Source organism: Sphingobacterium sp. UBA1498 (assembly GCF_002325125.1).
GTDB lineage: Bacteria > Bacteroidota > Bacteroidia > Sphingobacteriales > Sphingobacteriaceae > Sphingobacterium.
In genome coordinates this window covers 111,308-129,970 of record NZ_DCRG01000032.1, presented here as the reverse complement: position 1 = coordinate 129,970, position 18,663 = coordinate 111,308, and the positions used below count along the sequence as shown (strand labels likewise).

Sequence of the window (18,663 nt, the reverse complement as noted above, 5' to 3'; positions counted from 1 at the left end):
GATAGTTAAATTTAATTGTCCCTAACGGCAACCGAGTCCCTTCAGGATCTTGGTTGCTTTTTTATACCCCCACCTTTGTGGCTATTCGTTTTGTCGTTTTTTGTTCATCGGTTCGTTTATTTAGGTTATTGTGTAATTAATTATTTACAGGATCATTACGGAAGTACATGTATTTTTTTTCCGTCTATTCTGAAATGTACGGCACCCGTTTTTTCGAGCAGGCTTAAGACTTTTTGAACATCATCAAAACGCGATATTCCGCCACCAAATTTCTCGGTTGTTTTTTTACCCTGATAGATGACCTCGACATTATACCAGCGTGCAACCTTGCGCATCACGCTTTCGATATCATCTTCGTCAAACATAAATTCGTTGTTTGTCCAGGCAATAACCGGAGCTGTATCTATTGGATGGGATTTTAGCACCCCATGCGCTGTAAGGCTCGACTGCTCTCCCGGCGCTAATAGCAATTTTTGATTATGGGAACTGACCTGCACACGACCCTCAAGAAGAGTAGTCTGTACCGCCGATTCGTCGGCATAACTGTTTACATTGAAATGAGTACCGAGCACTTTGACCTGCTGGTCTGCTGCCTGAACAATAAAAGGCTGTTTGGCATCCTTCGCTACCTCAAAATAAGCTTCTCCGGTCAGTGTGACAGTTCTGTCTTTCTGATTAGCAAAACTAACGGGATAGCTGAGCGAAGAGGCCGCATTGAGCCATACCTGTGTACCATCAGGTAGTTTAATCCGATAGGTTTCTCCTTTGGTTGTCGATAAGGTATTATGTTCGCTATCGCCTTGCGTCTTACCGCTGACCTCGTAAATCAGTTGGCCATCCGTTGTTTTAGAGATTCTTATGCCCGATTGTTCCAAAAGCCGACCATTCTGTGCTTCATGTAGACGAATCTGCTTGCCGTTGGCCAGCGTTAAGGTGGCGGATTGTTTTCCAGGTGATATTGCACTTTGTATTGCTGGCGGACCAACATTGTTCGTTTCTACGTTAAAAAACCATTGACCGATAGCTAATAGTCCAATAATGGAGGCTGCGATTGCGCCAATACGTTTCCAGGGTCGCAGCGATCTTATTTCGGGTTTATTGATGTGGTGATGCAATTGATCCCATGTATTGTCCAATACAGCCAATATCGCTGGATCATCCAACAAATATTGATCGATGGGATCGTCCAAAACCTCTTGGATGATTTCTTGAAGTAGTATTTTATCTTTACCAGACTTTATATAGGACAAGAACTTGCGCGAATTTTCTTCACTAAGTTTTCCATGTATATACTGCCTTAGCGTATATCGAAGTGTTTCCTTTTCCACAATTGGTTACTCTCTTTTCAGCTAATACACTTCAGCAGCGTACATCATCTGCTCCGGTTTCATTTTTTTTTATTTTTTTTGAGGAAGAGAAAGATGATCAACATGATTACTGTTGGAGAAGTATAAATGAAACGAGAAGCCATGTAGATTTGTCCAAAATTCCATGTTTCTCCTTTATATACTTAGTGGCTTTTACAATATGGTCATTGATCGTCGACGTCGATATACTTAATAAAGTGCTTACTTCCGCGTAGGTCTTGCCCTCAATCTTACAAAGTTTATAAATCAGTCTACGTTGTGGTGGAAGCTGGTCTATGGTTACCGACAACCATTGCCGATATTGCTTTTCATAGAGTTGTTCTTCGACATGACTATACAATGCTGTATTTTGCAAGCTGAGATATGCTTGAACTTGCTTTTCAACGTTATTTCTTCGGATAAAATTGTAGACAGCATATTTGGCAATCTGAAACAGATACGATCGAAAAGACTGATCGGGATCAATCAATTCACGCTTATCCCACACTTTAATAAATACCTCTTGTAGTAATTCAGCAGCATCTTGTTCAGACTTGACCATCTTACGGATATTGAGATAAATACGTCCACTGTACTTTTTGTAAATTAGCTGAAAAGCTTGTTGGCAACCCGAACGTAGGGCGATCAACACAGCTTTCTCTTCAGCGTCGTCGTATTTTTGTGCATCCATGGTCACGTTTTACCCTTTCATCGATAGCAAATATTGCTAAACGTTTATTCTATTTGGTTATCTATTTCCAATCTTAAAATTTATGGTATAAACTAGTGAACGTTATAAACTAGTAAGCATCATAAATTAGTGAACGCCAAACAAGATAACTACGTGATGCCGGAATATTTCATCATATTGCCGTTCAACCTGTATCGTTTAACTTGTATAAGGACTATCGTAAGATGGTTATATGCAAATGTAGTAAAAACTAAAACGGTTTTGCACTCATTATTCTTTTTTTTTCCAAGTAACTCTTTCATCTTCTATCTATATTTTCGATTGCTGATCGGAAAATTAATTTTCTGAACAATAGTCCGAATTACGCTCAGCCCTCAATTCCGAATCGTTTGGAATGAAAAGGAGAATCGCTGCTGTACCATCGGAAATAGGAGCTAAACGGTAGCTTTTTAGACTGGAAAAAATGATAATGTCGATTAAAACAACTTAATTAACAAAAGAAGGAGTAGAAAACTATTGCGTTCTACTCCTTTTGGCCTTTCAAAAAGCGAAACTTTCGGCCGAAATTTAACGCTTCTTTAGCAACCTATTTTACAACAGAATACCGTTGTATTTATACGTCCTGCTATCGTATTTTTCTACTTCCACCAATAGTAATAGTTGTGATTGCCATCATATTCGAAACCACAACGTGGATATAGCTTATTCCCTATGTCGTTTGTTTTTTCCGTTTCAAGCATCAATCCGCAAGCTTCTGTTTCGCCACACCACTGTTTTGCTTGGTTTATCAATGCCACAGATAAGCCATGCCCTCGATAATCAGGATGTACAAACAAATCACTTAACAGATATTGCTTTGCAAGTTTAATGTAATGGTACAGTTTGTAAAGCTGTACAAAACCAACAGCTTTACCATTTGCATATACCACAAAAATAGTGGATTGATCGTGAATCATTCGTTCCCGCACAAACTCTCTACATTGCTGGTAGTCTTCGTTCTGGCGGTAAAAAATCCGGTAAAGGTTAAATAATTCTGCGGTTTCGTCTAATTCGTTGAGACCTACTTTTTTAATGTTAAACTCCATTTTTTATGAGTGTTGTTGATTATGCTAAAATAGATGATAATAAGATGAGCTTAGTGGTACAGTTTATCAAAAAACGGGTATGCCAGTACATAAGATTTGGTTACTGCTTTCGATTTTACATTCACCTTAATCGTATTGAATGGCCTATACCGAGCTTTACATGAATTACCCGTCTGTTTTGACGTCATTGTACTTTATTTGAAATCACATCTGAACCTGTAAAGCCCAGAAGCTCTGGTTGGTTCCCGGGCTTTTAAAAGACTTCCAATCTGTGATCGAAACTCCAAAGTTGATGTCATACATTTGCATTAGCCGGTAACAATGCTGAAAAGAGGTTGTACACCAGCAAGCTTTAACTTTGATAAACTTCGTTTTCCATAGCTGAAAGTATGCCAGCCAGTTCTGCTATTTCCATTTCATCGAGGGACTGAATAGGGCTTTTAAATCCACCGCCACCTACTTCAAGCAAATCCAGACCTGCCTTTATGGAGCGTGGTAAACCTTTGGCGACGATAAATTTCAGCAGCTCAATCTGCTGGTAGAAAACTGTTCTCGCCCGGCCCAGATCATTTTTCTCAATGGCGTCATAAAGTGCTATGTTGAGTTCAGGTATCAGATTAGGCGCAGCGGTACACCAACCTCGTGCACCTGCAGAAAAAGCGGCCAAAGCCAGCGGATTCGAACCATTGAAAAAAGCTACTTCTTCTCCCAATACCTTTCTCAAATAATGCATTCGCTGAATATCTCCAGTGCTTTCCTTAATCATCGTAACGTTTGGAATGTCCAGTAAACGTTTCAACAATGTAGGCGACATATCCACGCCGCCCGTAGCCGGATTGTTATATGCCATAATAGGGATAGAAATTTTGGACGCTACTTTGTCGTAGTGGTTTACAATTTCGTCATCGGTAAGTTTCCAATAGCTCATTGGAATAATCATTACGGCTGTTGCTCCTGCTTTTTCGGCAAACTTTGCATGATAAACGGTTCGCTCTGTTGTAAGGTTTGAAACCCCTACCAGTGTAGGCAATCTGCCTGCCACCTGTTGCATCGTCGCTTCGGTAATGGCTTCTTTTTCACCATCATTCAGATAAGGCATCACGCCAGTACTCCCCAAGGGAGCAATACCGTGTACACCAGCTGTCACTAATCGCTCTACCTGCTTTTTGAACAAGGGAATATCGATGTGCTCGTTGCTGTCAAAGGGTGTAATGGGATAGGCAATCACACCTTTAAATGGTACTGTGCTCATTATGTAAATTTCATTTTAAAGTTAAAAATCTCTTCCTTCTTCTTCACGGAGTGCTACTCCAAGGTTTTGAAGTTGTGGGGCATTTTCGCAGGCAATATACTTTGCTGGTTGGCTATCGTTTAGATTTTGGTGCTGGTGCCACGCCCACGATGGAATGTAAACAGCATCACCTGCTTCCCATTCCACAATTTCATCTTCAACTTTTGTCCACCCCTTACCTTCGAGCACATACAAAACGGTCTCATAGGTATGGCGATGTAGATGCGTTTTCTGTCCAGGCAATAATCCACCGATAGTCATACTTACATTTTTACTTGGCAGATCCACAAAGAATACCGGATGTTTTCTCTCCTCCGAAAATTGATGATGTACCCCAGCGTTCTCTACATTTTTGTGGATAACATGCGAAGGCTTTACATAGGTTGGCCGGGCAAATGTTTGATGAAAATCTTTTGAACTGAATTGTTTTTGCTCGTCATGAATAGATTTCTTTACTTCTGTAGCTGTTTCTAATTTTGCCATTACTGAAATATGATTTGTTTTTTGCACTATTGCATGACAAAAGTATTGTATCTTTGGACTGTATTAATGATGCAGTTTTTACAAAAATTGATAGTCCAGATGTTACGCGATTGGAAGTTTGAAATACAATTAGATGAGAAATTGGATAAGGCCATTTATCTACAAATTGCCGATGCTTTAATAAAAGATATCCATTCGGGACGAATAAATCCTGGGGATGCTTTACCCGGAAGCAGAAACTTGGCACAACTATTAAAAGTCAATAGAAATACGGTTGTAGAAGCGCTAAGTGTCCTGCTGATTGAAGGCTGGCTGGTTTCTAAGGAACGACAAGGGACATTTGTTGCTGATACATTGCCTAATTTTAAAGATGTACACAGTAGTGATGAACTAACCGCGACTATACAGCGTACTGCAAACCAGCATTATCATCTGCGGTTTGATGATGGGCATCCGGATACTAAAATTGCTCCTATTGGTGAGCTGGCTCGCGCTTATCGTCAAATTTTCAATCAAAAAGCCAAGTGGCAGATGATGGGCTATGGCAATGAATTTGGAGATTTTGAATTTCGTAAAACAATTGTTCAAATGCTCAATCATCAAAGGGGAATGCGGGTAAACGAACATCATATCTGCATCACAAGGGGAAGTCAAATGGCGATGTACCTCACTTCACAATGTCTTTTTACCAAAGGCGACTATGTGATGATAGAAAATCCTGGTTACAAACCCGCATGGGAAGCATTTGAACATGCAGGGGCCACGCTGCTGCCGGTTAATGTAGATCACAACGGCTTAATGATAGAAGAGGTCAGTCACTATCTGAAAACTTATAAAAAAATAAAGGCTATTTACGTAACCCCGCACCATCAATACCCAACGACTGCAACCCTGAGTTTAAAGAGAAGATTGGAATTAATACAGCTTTCCAACACCTATGGTTTTACTATTATTGAAGATGATTATGATAATGAGTTTCATTTCGGATACCGTCCGCTGTTGCCTTTGTCAAGTTTTACAGAACTAAAAAACTATGTATATATCGGTACGCTAAGCAAGGTAGTAGCGCCCGCATTGCGTATTGGCTATCTGGTAAGCAATAACGGTGACTTAATTAAAAATGCGGGCAGCCTGCGAAAAATAATTGATGTGCAGGGAGACGGTATTATGGAGCAGGCAGTGTTACAACTTATTAAAGATGGTACGATTAAACGTCATATCAAAAAGGCAAGCCATTATTACAAATCCAAGAGGGATTTTATGGCGGGGCTGTTAAACAAACATTTCGCCGACAAAGCGACATTTACTTTCCCCGAAGGTGGTTTAGCATTTTGGATAGTGCCCCATAAGGCCGTCGATTGGTCGTATGTCGCAGGAAAATTAGACAGCGTAGGAATTCAAATCATTCTACCAAATACCTATAGCTTCGATAAACCGGTAAAAGGCATCCGGTTAGGTTATGGATCTCTATCGGAAAAAGAATTAGAAGAAGGAATTATCGCATTGTCGAAGGTGCTATAGGCAGATAGTCTCAATTGTTAACAATTTAAACTAACTTTGCTTTAAAAAGATCTTTATTTCAGTCCCTTGTCCAGGTACACTGATTAAGTCTATCTTGCCACCCGCCTGTTTGACAATAGTATTGACCAGGTAGAGGCCCACTCCGGATCCATCAACCAATTTGGTAGCCCGCGTAAATTTCTCAAAAATTGTTTCCTTATCCTTAGCTCCCATACCGATCCCATTATCCTTAACAGATACAACGATATAGTCACCCGCTATGAATGATCTCACGAGAATTTCCGGAGGGCGTGTCTCTGGGGTATATTTCACCGCATTATTGATCAAATTATAGAGCACGCTGCGCAGCTTACGTCGTACAAAATAAAATTCCGAAACCGCTAAATCCTGATGAATAATCGCATCGGTCTCTATAAGCTGCTGTGCTAAACTTAAACGTACGTCCTCCAAAATATTAGGAAGATCTACCAATTCAGATGATGCCTGATACTTTTGCTTCTCCCACCGACTTTCGGTAAGATCGTGAATTATCTTTTTTATTTCTATCAAGCTTTTCTCATGATTTTGCATTAAAGGCAAGAATTTCTCGGAATTTCTATCCTTTACTTCCTTCATCAACCCAAATGTAAGATTGAGTACCAATAATGGATTTTTGATATCATGGGCTATCGTATCCAGCAGCAACTCATGTTCCAAAACCAGCCGTTCTTGTTCCTTAAGATCTCTCACCCTCGGAGTAATATCGACAAATGTTATAATCACACCGTTTGTCCGGTTCTCTTTACGAACATGATAAGGAAGTATATTCATCTGATACCACCTTAAATCTGTTGTCTGTATCTCTTTCTCCAGGATTTTACCGGTTGCCATAACAGTGTTTATATTATTGATAAAAGTCGGAAACCGAAAATTTCCCCTTATATTTTCAAGGGACATTCCTATGAACTCTGGCTTAAGATCAAACTGCTTCATCGCTGGCGGAGTAAACTTCCTTAAAATTAAGTCCGCATCCACAAATAATTGTGGGATGATGGTATTGCTAAAATAATTTTCCAGGTCTTCGTTGAGTTGAGTTAAGTCGTTAATTTTATTGTCTTTATTCATAGAAGCACATTATATTTTACCCATAAAAACAAGCTAATATAGATATTGTTTTGACTTATCTACCTATACAAAAGCTGATAAAAGTCCATTTAAACGTCTCAACAGCATTTAGTGAACAACATTTTACTCAGAAGCAGGCTAGGAAAATTTACTTTTTCATTTTTCCAATAGCTGCTATTTTTACTGGTTGTCCATACAGAGCTATATGGAGATTTCAATGAGTTTTTCAGCCCTTTACCAATTTTTAGACACTCTCGGTCTTATGGATAGTTGAACTGCGCCTTACCATAAACGTCATTCTGATATCGGATAACGCCACTTCGTCAATAATCTCAAAACCTTTTTTCCTATAAATTTTTACATTCAATGGATTAGCAGTTTCCAGATATACATCTCTTCCAGAATTTTCGGCCTCAGTCAAAACAGGATCTAATAATCCTTTAGCCAATCCTTTCCCCTGCCCCGAAGGCATTACACCGATACATGCCAAATATAGATATGGCTTTTGATTATCTATATGCGCATCCTTAAGTTTTAGCAGTTTAAGTGATCGAAAAACTGTCGAAGGTCCCATGTAGAGTAAGAACTTTAAGTTTCTAACTATTTGTGCAGCTGTTACACGCGTTTTGTTTTGAGATTGCCACAGTGCTACAGCATTTCTAGTCGGATCAATAAATATCTCACCGTTAGTGAATGTTTCTTCAACTATATAATTTGCCAGAAAATAAATCTTTTTTTCGAAGTTTCTTTTTCCAATCATCCACCTAAAGCAAGGATCGTTTACAAATGAACTACATATAACCTCTAACACGCGCGCAGCATCTGTCTTATTTGCTTTCTTATTTTTCATAAATACAAAAAACTGAAATTAAACGACCAATAAACATGACAATTGTCAATAAAATCAGTAGACAGCGGTACCCTATAATTCGCGTCTAAATTTTGCCTCGAATCCTGCTCAATGTTTCAACTTTAACTCCGATATAAGATGCTATATATCGGATACTCACGGTGGCAATTAATTGTGGATAATGACCCATCAAAAATTGATATCGCTCCATAGCTGTTGTATGCTGAATAAATCGCAAACGTTCATCTAAAAGAAGAGCGTAGGCAATAATTAGCTTTTTCTCCAACTCCAATAAAATTATATTGTCTTTTTTCAACTTATCAAAATCAGCTACAGAAATACGATAAACCGTCACTGGGCTAAGAGCCTTAATATAGTCGGTACTTTTGATTTTGAATACGGCTGTTCTAAAGTCAGCTACGATATCTCCAGGAAAGGTGAAGCTTGTAACAACTTCTTCCGTATCTCTTATATAATAGTTCACTAAGATTCCTGTCTCCACCACATAATAATACAAATTCCGCTGTCCGGGTGATAACAATAAGGTGTTCTTTGGAAATTTGACCAGCTCAACAAAATCAGCGATCTGATCATCTATGGCGGTCTTCAGATCTTTCAGTACGGAGGTTGCATAGTTATTGTAAAGCATCATATGTATATATAAATAATATGGACGAGTAACCACATATGAAGCAAATAAAACGAAAAAGTTCTAAAGTCAGCTTATATAATTATCGATCATTTACCATCACGCAGCAGCGACCGTTCTATGGTGTCATAAATAAATTTAAAACCCATACGCCTAATTTTCTCGTCACTGACGCGCGAACCTTGCAGCAGCATGACAGCCATATCGCCATATAATAGTTTTAACATAAATCCAGGAACATTAGGCAAAAGGCTTGTTTTAGCAAACGATCTCAGCAATACGTAAGAAAAATCATTCATAGTAATATGTTGAGGAGCAACAGCATTATAAACACCTCGGGCATCCTCTTGATGGAGTATAAACTCGTAGATACGCCCCAAATCACGAATGTCGATCCAAGGGAGGTATTGCTTCCCATTGCCTACTGACACATTGATACCAAGTCTTGCCAACGGCGCAAGCTTAGCATACATACCTCCCTCTTTACCCAAGACAATACCTTTTCGCAATATAACAGTTTTGACGCCCAAGCTTTCAAACTGCCGAGCAGCCTTCTCCCATAATTTACAGATGTGGGCCAGAAAATCACTGCCGCTATAAGCATCTTCCGAAAATAGGGTATCGGTTGTACATGCACCATAATACCCAACTGCCGATGATGAAATGATTTTATCAATCGCAATAGCATGATGTTCGATGTATTTGTAAAGTAAATTCAGTGACAACACCCGGCTTTCGATCAGGTCCAAACGGCGTTTAGTTGTCCATCGTCCGGCGCTTATATTTTCACCAGTCAAATTAATGATGGTATCTACTCCCTCAAAAGCCTTTATATCGATGTAGCTCTTTTCTAAATCCCACTCAAAAAACTTTGTTCCGCTCTGCTCAGATTCCGCTAGAGCCTTACGTGTTAAGACGTGTACCTCATAACCAAGCTGTGTGAGGTGGGAAACGAGATAACCACCTACAAAACCAGTCCCTCCTGCGATTAAGATCTTCTTCATATACTAGCTTGTTTTAGCCTCTGTATTACCTGAGGAAGCGCGGCTTTGAACCAATAGGTATAACGTGTCGGATGAGCAGAAATATCCGTCAAAATTTGCTCAACCGAACACCATTTAAAATCAGCGGCCTCTGCTGGATTGAGTATTGGATCAGTATCGATACATCCTATGAATACATGGTCATACTCATGTTCAATCAAATTATTTTCGACTTTAGCATGATAGATAAAGGCGAAAGAGAAACTTAATTCGCAAGTGATGCCCATTTCAAAAAAAAGCCGCTCTTGAGCACTATCTAAAACGTCCTCCCCAACCTGCGGATGCGAGCAACATGTGTTTGTCCAAAGCCCCCCACCATGATATTTATCCAACGCCCGTTGCTGCAGCAGTAGCTCTCCGCTACTGTTAAAAATAAATATTGAAAAAGCCCGATGCAATAGCCCTTCCTTATGAGCAGCAAGCTTATCCATCTGACCCATTTGTTGATCATTTTTATCTACAATGACAACATGATTTCTATCCATAGTTTTGTAATTTAAGAGACAAGGAATATCCGCCTCTAAATTCATATTTCAATTTATAAATACGCTATTTTGTACCGTACATAACTCTTGACCGCAACCAAGGCCTTTTGAAGATTCGGTATCCGAATCCGATTTTCTAAAATTTCTTTTGAAGATTTTCTACGAATCTTGGCAAAAAGTGATAGATAATATTTGTAAGCTAAATAAACCCCAAACTTTGCAGATGCGGGCAGTTTTTTTATTCCCAAAAGCGCTTCTTTAAATTCATTGTGAATTTCATGCTCAATCTGACTTTTGATTGCGTTATTAAAAACTGTCATATCCAAGTTAGGAAAATACGTCCTTCCAAGAATATGATAGTCCTGTTTGAGATCACGTAAAAAGTTTATTTTCTGAAATGCAGATCCGAGTTTCATGGCGTAGGGTTTCAGTTCTTCATACTGCGCTCTGTCTCCCTCGGTAAAAACTTGCAAACACATGAGTCCCACAGCTTCTGCCGAGCCATAGATATATTCCCTATAACGTTCGTCATTGTAATCGATCTTAGTCAGATCCATCTCCATACTGTGAAGAAATTGACGAATCAGCTCAGTATCTACTGCATACCTATGTACTGTTTCCTGAAAGGATTGTAATATGGGATTCAAGGAAATTTTCTCTTCTAAAGCACAGTTTGTATCTAAATATAAGCGTCCCAAAAGGCGCTTCTTATCATAACCGTGAAAACTATCTACAATTTCATCTGCAAGCCGCACATAGCCGTAGATTGCATAAATACTATTACGAATGCAGGGTTTTAGTGCCAAGATACCGAGTGAAAAGCTGGTACTATATTTTTCGGTAGTTCTTTTGCTTACTTCATAAGCGAGTTCATCAAATAGTTTCTTCATGGTCCAATAATTTATGATCTGACTAGACGCTCGATTGAGTAATACAAGATCAATAAGCCGCTTTCATTTCACCTAGCTACCTCTGTATGTGGAATATCCAAATGGACTTACCGTGATTGGAACATGGTAGTGTTTATCGTCTTTTATCTCAAAAATGACTTCAATAAAAGGATAAAAGGTTTCGAGGTTTTGACTGACAAAATAATTTTCTGTATAGAATTTAAGTTTATATATCCCTTTATTATCACTCTTTCCAACTACTAAAAAATTACCAATACGACCGTTACTATCCGTTTTTTCACTGGCTAGAGTAATCCATTCCTTATTTGGCATTAGTCTTTCCAAATCAACTTTGACATTTGGTGCGGGACTTCCTTTGGAAATATCCAAAATGTGACTCGACAATTGATATTTATTATTCTGGCAATACGCTGTAAATCCAAACAACATACAAAACAGGATGATAAAATATTTGTTTATATTCATATCTATTTATTTAATATCTCTTTTCTTTCATTACTTAACTTATTTACCTAAAATAAGGTTTGATCAATTCTTACTCCCTCATAATTAATGTCCAATACTCCTTTTCTTACTCCACTCGATTTACAGCCTGTAGTGAAGGGCATCATCCGCTATCGGGATGCTCAGTTCAACCTAAATAGATTATAAATATACTATTATTGTTTAAATAAATTTAGAATACCTTATTTTAAGTTTAAAAACAAACTAAAAACAAGAGATGACGCTAAACCCGATATCTTGTAATCCTAATTTTCCTATTTATTGTCATGCTCTAAATATAAAGCCACTGATGCTACTTAGAAATGGTATAAGCTTCATTGAATTTTACCACCATTTTTTTAGTAACCATAAAAAAATTATTTAAAATCTTCCACCAAATATAGTTCATTTAAACTCTATTTTAGTATTAAAAAATACTAAAATAGAAAAAAAAAATAGCAGTGAAATAATTGAAGATAATTAATTTAGCTAATACATCGGTATAAAAAGACGGTTGAGCACAATCAATAGGTATTTAATAATCAACACATTGCGCAAAGATAACACATTGCACGAAGATTAAGCTAAAGAATGCTTTTTCAAATAAAAAAAGATTAGGCTTAGCCTAATCTTTTTTTAAATATTGTTCGAGGTCGTTCACGTCTTTCTTTTCAATCAGGGTATGATGATGATGATCAAGCTTTGCAAGCAATATGATCAATAAATCACGTTCTTTATTGGAAAGATTTCCAACTAATATATTACCTACAATTTTCATTTTAGGCAGCACCTTAAATAATTCGGCACGCCCAGCATTGGAAATACATATTGGTTTAGCTCTTTTATCAGAGATTTTGGGTGCCTCTTCAATTAAACCAAGACGCATTAATCTCCGAATCACTTCAGTACCGGAGGCCTTTTCGACTGCATTTTTTCGAATCAGTTCTGTTTGCAGAAGTTTGTCATAAGAAAATAGCACCATTAAGAAGGTAAAGTCTTCTGGAGACTGTAGATGAGTTCCTTCGAATGCCAATTTAATATAATGTTTGGCATAACGGTTCATCATCAAAAGAAGTTTTCCTAAATCTTCTGCTGGAACGTCCCTATCTTCTACCACTGCATGGTCTCCCCCGACTTTCCGTGTTTGAGTCATCCCAATTGAATTTTTGAGATACATGTATTTTAGGAAATCATCAAGTGTGCCATTTGCTGATTCATTGGTGCAGTAATCTTCAAGCTCTTCAGCTATTTCGATCAAAAGATCTTTTCTTATCATCACGACTTTCTCTTCTTTACAAATGAAAGAATTTTTATTGCGAAAAAAAAATTAAAAGGTACGTGCAGCTATTGTAACCATCAGCAAATTGGCGTGCTCGTTTAATCTTCCACTCGCTTTTCACCTATAACGATGTCGCCAACAATAGATCTTAAATAGCCTTCATATGCGATATTCAAGCCCTCAATAATTACTGGATCGTGTGCGTCAATATCACCCAGTATTTGCTTATCATCATAGCTATTTCCAACAATTGCTAAGGAACAATGTTCGCTTTGTATTGGAAAAAGTCCGACACCTATGATTTCCTCTCCAAATGTAACAAACCAAGTTTCTTCACTATGGTCTGTCGTTGTGTTTGGTATATGTATGGCCTGCTTCAGGTCTGCACATTTAATCAGATCAAAATTCATTTTCTTTATCTATTTTACATAGATAGACAGCTTGAAATGGAATATTGTTTTTTAAAACCGGACAATATATTGCCGTATTCGATCTTGGAAGTGATCACTTACAGGAAGTTGCTAGGGCTACAATGAGGTTGCAGCCCTAGCAACTGGATAAAAATTTGTCGGCACTGATGCTGTTTTATAGCATCAATGAAAACTATTTTGCAAAAATTTCAGCTAGTTTTTTATCTAACTCTTCACCACGCAAATATTTAGCAATAATTTTTCCATTTGGATCAACCAGAAAATTCATGGGAATAGCCTTGACATCATACATGGCCCCTGCTTCATTTTCCCATCCCTTAAGATCCCCCACCTGTTTCCAAGTCAGTCCATCATCTTGAATAGCTTTTAACCACTTCGCTTTATCCGCGGCTTTATCCATGGAAACTCCTAGAATTTCAAAGCCTTGTTTCTGGTATTTCGCATAGGCTTTTACTAAATTTGGATTTTCACGACGGCAAGGTGCACACCAAGATGCCCAAAAATCAATCAGGACATACTTTCCACGGTAGTCCGATAACTTGACCGGTTTACCATCAACATCGGGCTGTGTAAAATCTTGTGCTTCTACTCCTTCGCTCGTTTTTTTGACCAGAGCAATACGCTTAGCAAGGTCTTTCCCAAGAATAGAGTTTTGTAAGCTCGGATCTAATGTGCTAAATATTTTTTCGGCTTTGACAGCGTCAAACTCGGGTGGTAATGTTGAGTTAAATGCCATCAAGGCCATATAGCTTTTTGGATTTTTGGAAACATAGTCCAACTTTGCATCGATTGTCTGTTGCTGTATCACATTAGCACGATCTTCCAATGTTTTAATGTATTTGGGGTCTTGCTGATCTGCAAGCGATTTGGACTTATATTCATTTTCCAATACCTGATACTGGTCATAAATCGGCTTTAGCATAGCATTTACCCGATCATTTTCTGCATTCAAAGGAGATCCAGTTATCTTTGCATGTCGTATAGAATCTGCCGCCGCGAATTTGATTGTTGTTCCTTCTATCAAAAAAGGCAATATATCTTGCTTTGGTGGTTTCGCTGGATCGAAAGGGGCATTATCGTGAATGATACGTAAATGCGCTTCCATCGGTGACGGAATAGTTCCTTTAAATTCAAATTTTCCATTTTTCATTTCAACAGAATCAATCTTTTCTTTTCCTTCGTAGCTCAGACGAAGATAGGCTTTTGCAGGTTTATCTAACTTGCCCACTGTACCTTGCAGCGTATAATTTTGCTGCGCATATCCCATCGCTGGCAATATACAGGCCAATGCGAGGGTCCATTTTATATTTCTCATATTCATTCAGTATTTATTCTACTATTTAAAATTTATTTTGACACGTTTTCAGTACCTTTTTTTAAGGTTTGCCCAACAATGCCCGTTTGTAATAATTGTTTATAAAGCTTTTCGTCACGAAGGACAAGTAGGGCGTCTTGGAAACTCTTATTCGATTCATTTCTGATGCGCGCCATATAATCCCCACCTGTATAAAGTAGTGAGGCAACCTGCGCTTTAAATTCTATGTCGATGGCAGCATGGGCACTTTGATGATCTTCTGGAGGTATAGCAATAGACTGCTTACGTGCTGCTGAAATCAGCTGTCTATGCACTTCTTTAGGCACATTAAATCGAGAATTAAATGCGGTAAAGTCTGGATAAGCATTCAGTAACGCGCGACGATTCTGCTGTACAAATTCAAATCCACCTTTGGCAACAATCCCATTGTTCATGAACTGTGCCATCCAGGTGCTATATAGATTTGTGTCGATGGGCACAAATCGGTCTGGCATGATGCCTCCGCCGCCATACACGGTCCTTTTATTAGTCAATGTGCTGTACTTTAAAGAATCTGGAAAAGAAATATGTCCTGCTTCCAATAATTCCTTAGAGGCCATACGGCGATTAAAATCCTGGAAATAATCTTCCTTTCCTTTGGTATAGGGTTTCTGAATTGACCGTCCGGATGGAGTATAGTAGCGGGCTCCTGTTAGATTCATTTCTGAACCGTCAGACAATGGAACGGGTTTCTGCATGAGGCCTTTTCCAAAACTGCGCCGACCGATGACCACAGCGCGATCCCAGTCCTGAAGTGCTCCTGTAACGATTTCACTGGCTGAAGCTGTGGATTCGTCAATTAGGACGACCAATTCCCCTTCGTAAAATTGACCATAACCGCCAGTGAAGTAGTAATCTTTTCCGCCTTGGTTAGGTACGGAATAAAAAACAATTTTCTCTTTGGGTAAAAATTCATCTGCGACACCAATAGCGGATTGCACATAGCCGCCACCATTACTCTGCAGGTCCAGGATCAATTTTTTCATTCCCTGGCTTTTAAGGCTCTTTAAAGCAGCGTCTATTTCCTGACGCGTGGTCTGATTGAAAATTGAAAGTGCAATATAGCCAATTTCCTTGTCGACCATATAGCTTTCACGAACGGATTTCTCCAGTATATTTTCGCGTACTATGCTTATATTTTTGCTGTCAGTGCTTCCCGGCGACACGATTGTCAACACAACCGGTACATCTTTTTCCCCACGCAATTTTTCCATAATCTCACGGTTCCCCCATTTTTCCCCAACGATGCTATCGCCATCAATGCCGAGGATTTGGTCACCAACACGGATTCCTGCACGCATGGCTGGACCATCTGGATTAACTTTTGTTACGAAGGTCTGTTCATTATTTTTTAGAAACTGAATGCCAATTCCAGCAAAACTTCCACTCATGACCACACGCATTTGCTCGGCTTCCTCACGACTCGTATAACGTGAATGAGGATCTAAATCCGATATCATTGCTTTGATCGCGGCATCGACCAAATGTTCTTCATTTACCTGGTCGACATAATTCTGCTGAATAAGCTTCAGTGCCTCCTCAAATTTATATTTTGGATTCATCTGAGCCTGTAAAGACAGTCCCAGACCGAGCATTCCGACGAGTAAGCTTGTTGCTTTACTATTCATAGTATATCTTGGTTTAATAGTCTATTTTTCATTTTTAAGGATTTCAATAGCAAGGGATAGTTCATCCATCAATTTACTCGGACTTCCCGAATAACCTCCTGAGCAATAGCGCACACGACCGTTTTTAACAATGATCTTCCGTGGAATGGAAGAGTCGCCGAACAATGGAACCAATTGTCTAAATAGTACATCTTGTTCTTTAGTTACTGGATTGACGGAATCGTGTAAGAGATTGAAACGGAAACCTTCACTACGAACATAGTTGACTGACTTATCTTTATAATTTCCGGTCTGCATGGTACCCAGCATATATATCGCAACCTGTTTGTCCTGTGCATATTTATCGACCAAAAGCTGCATTCCGGGGAATGCCATGATACATGGTCGACACCAAGTCGCCCAGAAATCCACTACCACAATTTTGTCTTTCCAGTCTTCTGGCGTAATAAATAGCCCGTCAGCGGTTTCTAAACGAAAATTAGGCATCGGGTGATTGACCCAGTTATGATCAACATAGGCTTGCAATGCGGCTTTTTCTTCATCAGATTTTAATCCCGCCAGATAAGTTTGATAACCACTTTCATCATTGGGGTGTCCTTTTAAGTAAATTGATTTAAGCTTGTCAAACATCCGCGGCGTCATTGCATTGTATCGCGCGCTCATTTCCAGTAAAGGCAGGATTTGCTTATCATCGCCAAGCCCTTCTAAAACCTGAAGATTAATTTCATTCAGTTCGGCATTATTGTATTTAGCATCTTCGGAGAGCAGCGTAAAGTATTTCCGTGCTTCTGTATATTTTTTGAGATCATTTAACAAGGAGATATGGGTAAAGAGACGGTCATTCAAGTTTTTAACCACATTGGAATCTGCCTGTGCCTGATTTTCAAAGTCAACCTGATAAGAATTGTCCTTTCGTCGAGCTATCAATTTGGGAAAAACAGCTTCGGAAACTTGATAAAGACTATCTTTTCCTACTGTCTTAAACATGTAAGCACGCATAATATTCCATCGCATCAACTCATTTCCTGTGCGGAAATCGATATCATCGTAAAGCTTAGCAAATTTGTCTAGCCGCTTAGTATCGAAATAAGCCGAACCTAACCCTCGGTAAACCGCATAATAGATAAATCCCTGACCATTTGGACTTTGTTTCCATTGCTGAAGGGGGAAATCCTTCAAAAAATTTTCATATATATTGATTACCTCGTCGTTAGTGGGATTGCCGACCATTGTATTACGATAAGCGATGAATCGCGCTGTCGCTCCCTTCGGATAATCAGCATTTACGCGCTGCTCAATTAACTGCGTTAATTCCTTATCTTGTAAACCTGCGCTACCAAAAGAATAGAGCTGACCAAGTACATCCTCCGTAAGGTCTTTTTGTGCCAATTGAGTCATAATGAGTTTCTTAGCGTAAGCATTAAAAGCATCACCTAAAGCCAATTTTTGTAAGTTCATAAAAGACTGAAAATAGCGGAGGTATTGCTTTCCGGACAAGGCAAACTCTTTATCAGCCAAGCTTTTGAGGTATTCTGCAGGCATCGCTGCGGGCTGGTTGCCATAATAAGTGAAAATTCCACCTGCTGCTATGGTGGGCTGTTGGAAGGCAGCCTCTCCAAGAAAGGCTCCCGGTACTGCTTTTCCTTTTGCATCACTTAAAGCTACCGCATAGCCTCGATCCTGATTGTTATCTATTACGTCGGGATGATCAAATTCGCCCTGATAGAATTTTACAGCAATAAAAGCCGTTGTCGGTTTGACAGGTAGCACTACTGTCCATAGCCCTGCTGCATTTTTTTGCATGGGAAGACTAATTTGCCTCCATGAAAAATCTTCGAAGAGAAAACAGGCCGCATTTATTGCATCGCTAAATTCAAGATCTTTATCCTTGGCATCGTATAGCACTTGAACAGGTTCAGATGTTCTAGGTTTGGCTGGTTTAAAAACACTGCTGTCAAATCGAGGCTGTGCATATGACACAGCCTGAACAAACAACAGCACTAAAAAAATAAATTCTTTTTTCATCTTA

Annotated in this window: 18 protein-coding genes; 1 reads left to right on the top strand and 17 read right to left on the bottom strand. The window is 39.0% G+C overall.

The features are described from left to right. Positions 1-155: 155 nt before the first annotated feature. The 5 genes from B3139_RS17625 to B3139_RS17605 all read right to left on the bottom strand — a co-directional run bounded on the left by B3139_RS17625 (position 156) and on the right by B3139_RS17605 (position 4,896). The gene (locus tag B3139_RS17625; protein WP_293884851.1) at positions 156-1,328 is read right to left on the bottom strand and encodes a FecR family protein; all 1,173 of its coding nucleotides are present in this window, start codon (positions 1,326-1,328) and stop codon (positions 156-158) included. A gap of 106 nt (positions 1,329-1,434) precedes the next feature. Further along, complete coding sequence (locus tag B3139_RS17620; protein ID WP_293884850.1) at positions 1,435-2,037, bottom strand: RNA polymerase sigma factor; 603 nt, start codon at positions 2,035-2,037, stop codon at positions 1,435-1,437. Between the two features lie 638 nt (positions 2,038-2,675). Beyond that, positions 2,676-3,122, bottom strand: a complete 447-nt coding sequence (locus tag B3139_RS17615; protein ID WP_293884849.1) for a GNAT family N-acetyltransferase — start codon at positions 3,120-3,122, stop codon at positions 2,676-2,678. Between the two features lie 352 nt (positions 3,123-3,474). Next, complete coding sequence (locus B3139_RS17610; protein ID WP_293884848.1) at positions 3,475-4,374, bottom strand: dihydrodipicolinate synthase family protein; 900 nt, start codon at positions 4,372-4,374, stop codon at positions 3,475-3,477. A 21-nt stretch (positions 4,375-4,395) separates the two neighbouring features. Then, positions 4,396-4,896 (bottom strand): cupin domain-containing protein, encoded by a 501-nt coding sequence (locus B3139_RS17605; RefSeq protein WP_293884847.1) that lies wholly within the window; start codon positions 4,894-4,896, stop codon positions 4,396-4,398. A 33-nt stretch (positions 4,897-4,929) separates the two neighbouring features. Between B3139_RS17605 and B3139_RS17600 the strand changes: the two genes are divergently transcribed. Continuing rightward, complete coding sequence (locus B3139_RS17600) at positions 4,930-6,417, top strand: PLP-dependent aminotransferase family protein (RefSeq protein ID WP_293884846.1); 1,488 nt, start codon at positions 4,930-4,932, stop codon at positions 6,415-6,417. Between the two features lie 30 nt (positions 6,418-6,447). On the opposite strand, the gene B3139_RS17595 is transcribed toward B3139_RS17600, so the two are convergent. The 12 genes from B3139_RS17595 to B3139_RS17540 form a co-directional block, all read right to left on the bottom strand. Beyond that, entirely contained in the window at positions 6,448-7,521 is a 1,074-nt protein-coding gene (locus B3139_RS17595; RefSeq protein ID WP_293884845.1) for an ATP-binding protein, read from the bottom strand. A 244-nt stretch (positions 7,522-7,765) separates the two neighbouring features. Further along, positions 7,766-8,371 (bottom strand): GNAT family N-acetyltransferase, encoded by a 606-nt coding sequence (locus tag B3139_RS17590; protein WP_293884844.1) that lies wholly within the window; start codon positions 8,369-8,371, stop codon positions 7,766-7,768. 85 nt (positions 8,372-8,456) lie between these two features. Further along, on the bottom strand, positions 8,457-9,023 hold the full coding sequence (locus tag B3139_RS17585) for a Crp/Fnr family transcriptional regulator (RefSeq protein ID WP_293884843.1): 567 nt from the start codon (positions 9,021-9,023) through the stop codon (positions 8,457-8,459). Positions 9,024-9,109: 86 nt separating this feature from the next. Further along, positions 9,110-10,024: a TIGR01777 family oxidoreductase gene (locus B3139_RS17580; protein ID WP_293884842.1), complete on the bottom strand. Its 915-nt coding sequence runs from the start codon at positions 10,022-10,024 to the stop codon at positions 9,110-9,112. After that, a complete protein-coding gene (idi, locus tag B3139_RS17575; protein WP_293884841.1) occupies positions 10,021-10,548 on the bottom strand; it encodes an isopentenyl-diphosphate Delta-isomerase in 528 nt (175 codons plus the stop codon). Before idi ends, B3139_RS17580 begins: the two co-directional genes overlap by 4 nt. A 53-nt stretch (positions 10,549-10,601) precedes the next feature. After that, positions 10,602-11,438, bottom strand: a complete 837-nt coding sequence (locus B3139_RS17570) for a phytoene/squalene synthase family protein (protein ID WP_293884840.1) — start codon at positions 11,436-11,438, stop codon at positions 10,602-10,604. 72 nt (positions 11,439-11,510) lie between these two features. Beyond that, on the bottom strand, positions 11,511-11,924 hold the full coding sequence (gene uraH, locus B3139_RS17565) for a hydroxyisourate hydrolase (protein WP_293884839.1): 414 nt from the start codon (positions 11,922-11,924) through the stop codon (positions 11,511-11,513). 643 nt (positions 11,925-12,567) lie between these two features. Beyond that, a complete protein-coding gene (locus B3139_RS17560; protein ID WP_293884838.1) occupies positions 12,568-13,218 on the bottom strand; it encodes a MarR family winged helix-turn-helix transcriptional regulator in 651 nt (216 codons plus the stop codon). Positions 13,219-13,319: 101 nt separating this feature from the next. Then, positions 13,320-13,631: a hypothetical protein gene (locus B3139_RS17555; RefSeq protein ID WP_293884837.1), complete on the bottom strand. Its 312-nt coding sequence runs from the start codon at positions 13,629-13,631 to the stop codon at positions 13,320-13,322. A 193-nt stretch (positions 13,632-13,824) separates the two neighbouring features. Next, complete coding sequence (locus B3139_RS17550; protein ID WP_293884836.1) at positions 13,825-14,967, bottom strand: TlpA disulfide reductase family protein; 1,143 nt, start codon at positions 14,965-14,967, stop codon at positions 13,825-13,827. A gap of 32 nt (positions 14,968-14,999) precedes the next feature. After that, on the bottom strand, positions 15,000-16,634 hold the full coding sequence (locus B3139_RS17545) for a S41 family peptidase (RefSeq protein WP_293884835.1): 1,635 nt from the start codon (positions 16,632-16,634) through the stop codon (positions 15,000-15,002). Between the two features lie 21 nt (positions 16,635-16,655). Then, complete coding sequence (locus tag B3139_RS17540; RefSeq protein WP_293884834.1) at positions 16,656-18,659, bottom strand: TlpA family protein disulfide reductase; 2,004 nt, start codon at positions 18,657-18,659, stop codon at positions 16,656-16,658. Positions 18,660-18,663: the final 4 nt, after the last annotated feature.

Bases quoted from the DNA above. Each gene is read 5' to 3' on its own strand.
- B3139_RS17620 (WP_293884850.1), bottom strand. From the start codon at position 2,037: ATGGATGCACAAAAATACGACGACGCTGAAGAGAAAGCTGTGTTGATC.
- B3139_RS17615 (WP_293884849.1), bottom strand. From the start codon at position 3,122: ATGGAGTTTAACATTAAAAAAGTAGGTCTCAACGAATTAGACGAAACC.
- B3139_RS17610 (WP_293884848.1), bottom strand. From the start codon at position 4,374: ATGAGCACAGTACCATTTAAAGGTGTGATTGCCTATCCCATTACACCC.
- B3139_RS17605 (WP_293884847.1), bottom strand. From the start codon at position 4,896: ATGGCAAAATTAGAAACAGCTACAGAAGTAAAGAAATCTATTCATGAC.
- B3139_RS17600 (WP_293884846.1), top strand. From the start codon at position 4,930: ATGACAAAAGTATTGTATCTTTGGACTGTATTAATGATGCAGTTTTTA.
- B3139_RS17595 (WP_293884845.1), bottom strand. From the start codon at position 7,521: ATGAATAAAGACAATAAAATTAACGACTTAACTCAACTCAACGAAGAC.
- B3139_RS17590 (WP_293884844.1), bottom strand. From the start codon at position 8,371: ATGAAAAATAAGAAAGCAAATAAGACAGATGCTGCGCGCGTGTTAGAG.
- B3139_RS17585 (WP_293884843.1), bottom strand. From the start codon at position 9,023: ATGATGCTTTACAATAACTATGCAACCTCCGTACTGAAAGATCTGAAG.
- B3139_RS17580 (WP_293884842.1), bottom strand. From the start codon at position 10,024: ATGAAGAAGATCTTAATCGCAGGAGGGACTGGTTTTGTAGGTGGTTAT.
- idi (WP_293884841.1), bottom strand. From the start codon at position 10,548: ATGGATAGAAATCATGTTGTCATTGTAGATAAAAATGATCAACAAATG.
- B3139_RS17570 (WP_293884840.1), bottom strand. From the start codon at position 11,438: ATGAAGAAACTATTTGATGAACTCGCTTATGAAGTAAGCAAAAGAACT.
- uraH (WP_293884839.1), bottom strand. From the start codon at position 11,924: ATGAATATAAACAAATATTTTATCATCCTGTTTTGTATGTTGTTTGGA.
- B3139_RS17560 (WP_293884838.1), bottom strand. From the start codon at position 13,218: ATGATAAGAAAAGATCTTTTGATCGAAATAGCTGAAGAGCTTGAAGAT.
- B3139_RS17555 (WP_293884837.1), bottom strand. From the start codon at position 13,631: ATGAATTTTGATCTGATTAAATGTGCAGACCTGAAGCAGGCCATACAT.
- B3139_RS17550 (WP_293884836.1), bottom strand. From the start codon at position 14,967: ATGAGAAATATAAAATGGACCCTCGCATTGGCCTGTATATTGCCAGCG.
- B3139_RS17545 (WP_293884835.1), bottom strand. From the start codon at position 16,634: ATGAATAGTAAAGCAACAAGCTTACTCGTCGGAATGCTCGGTCTGGGA.
- B3139_RS17540 (WP_293884834.1), bottom strand. From the start codon at position 18,659: ATGAAAAAAGAATTTATTTTTTTAGTGCTGTTGTTTGTTCAGGCTGTG.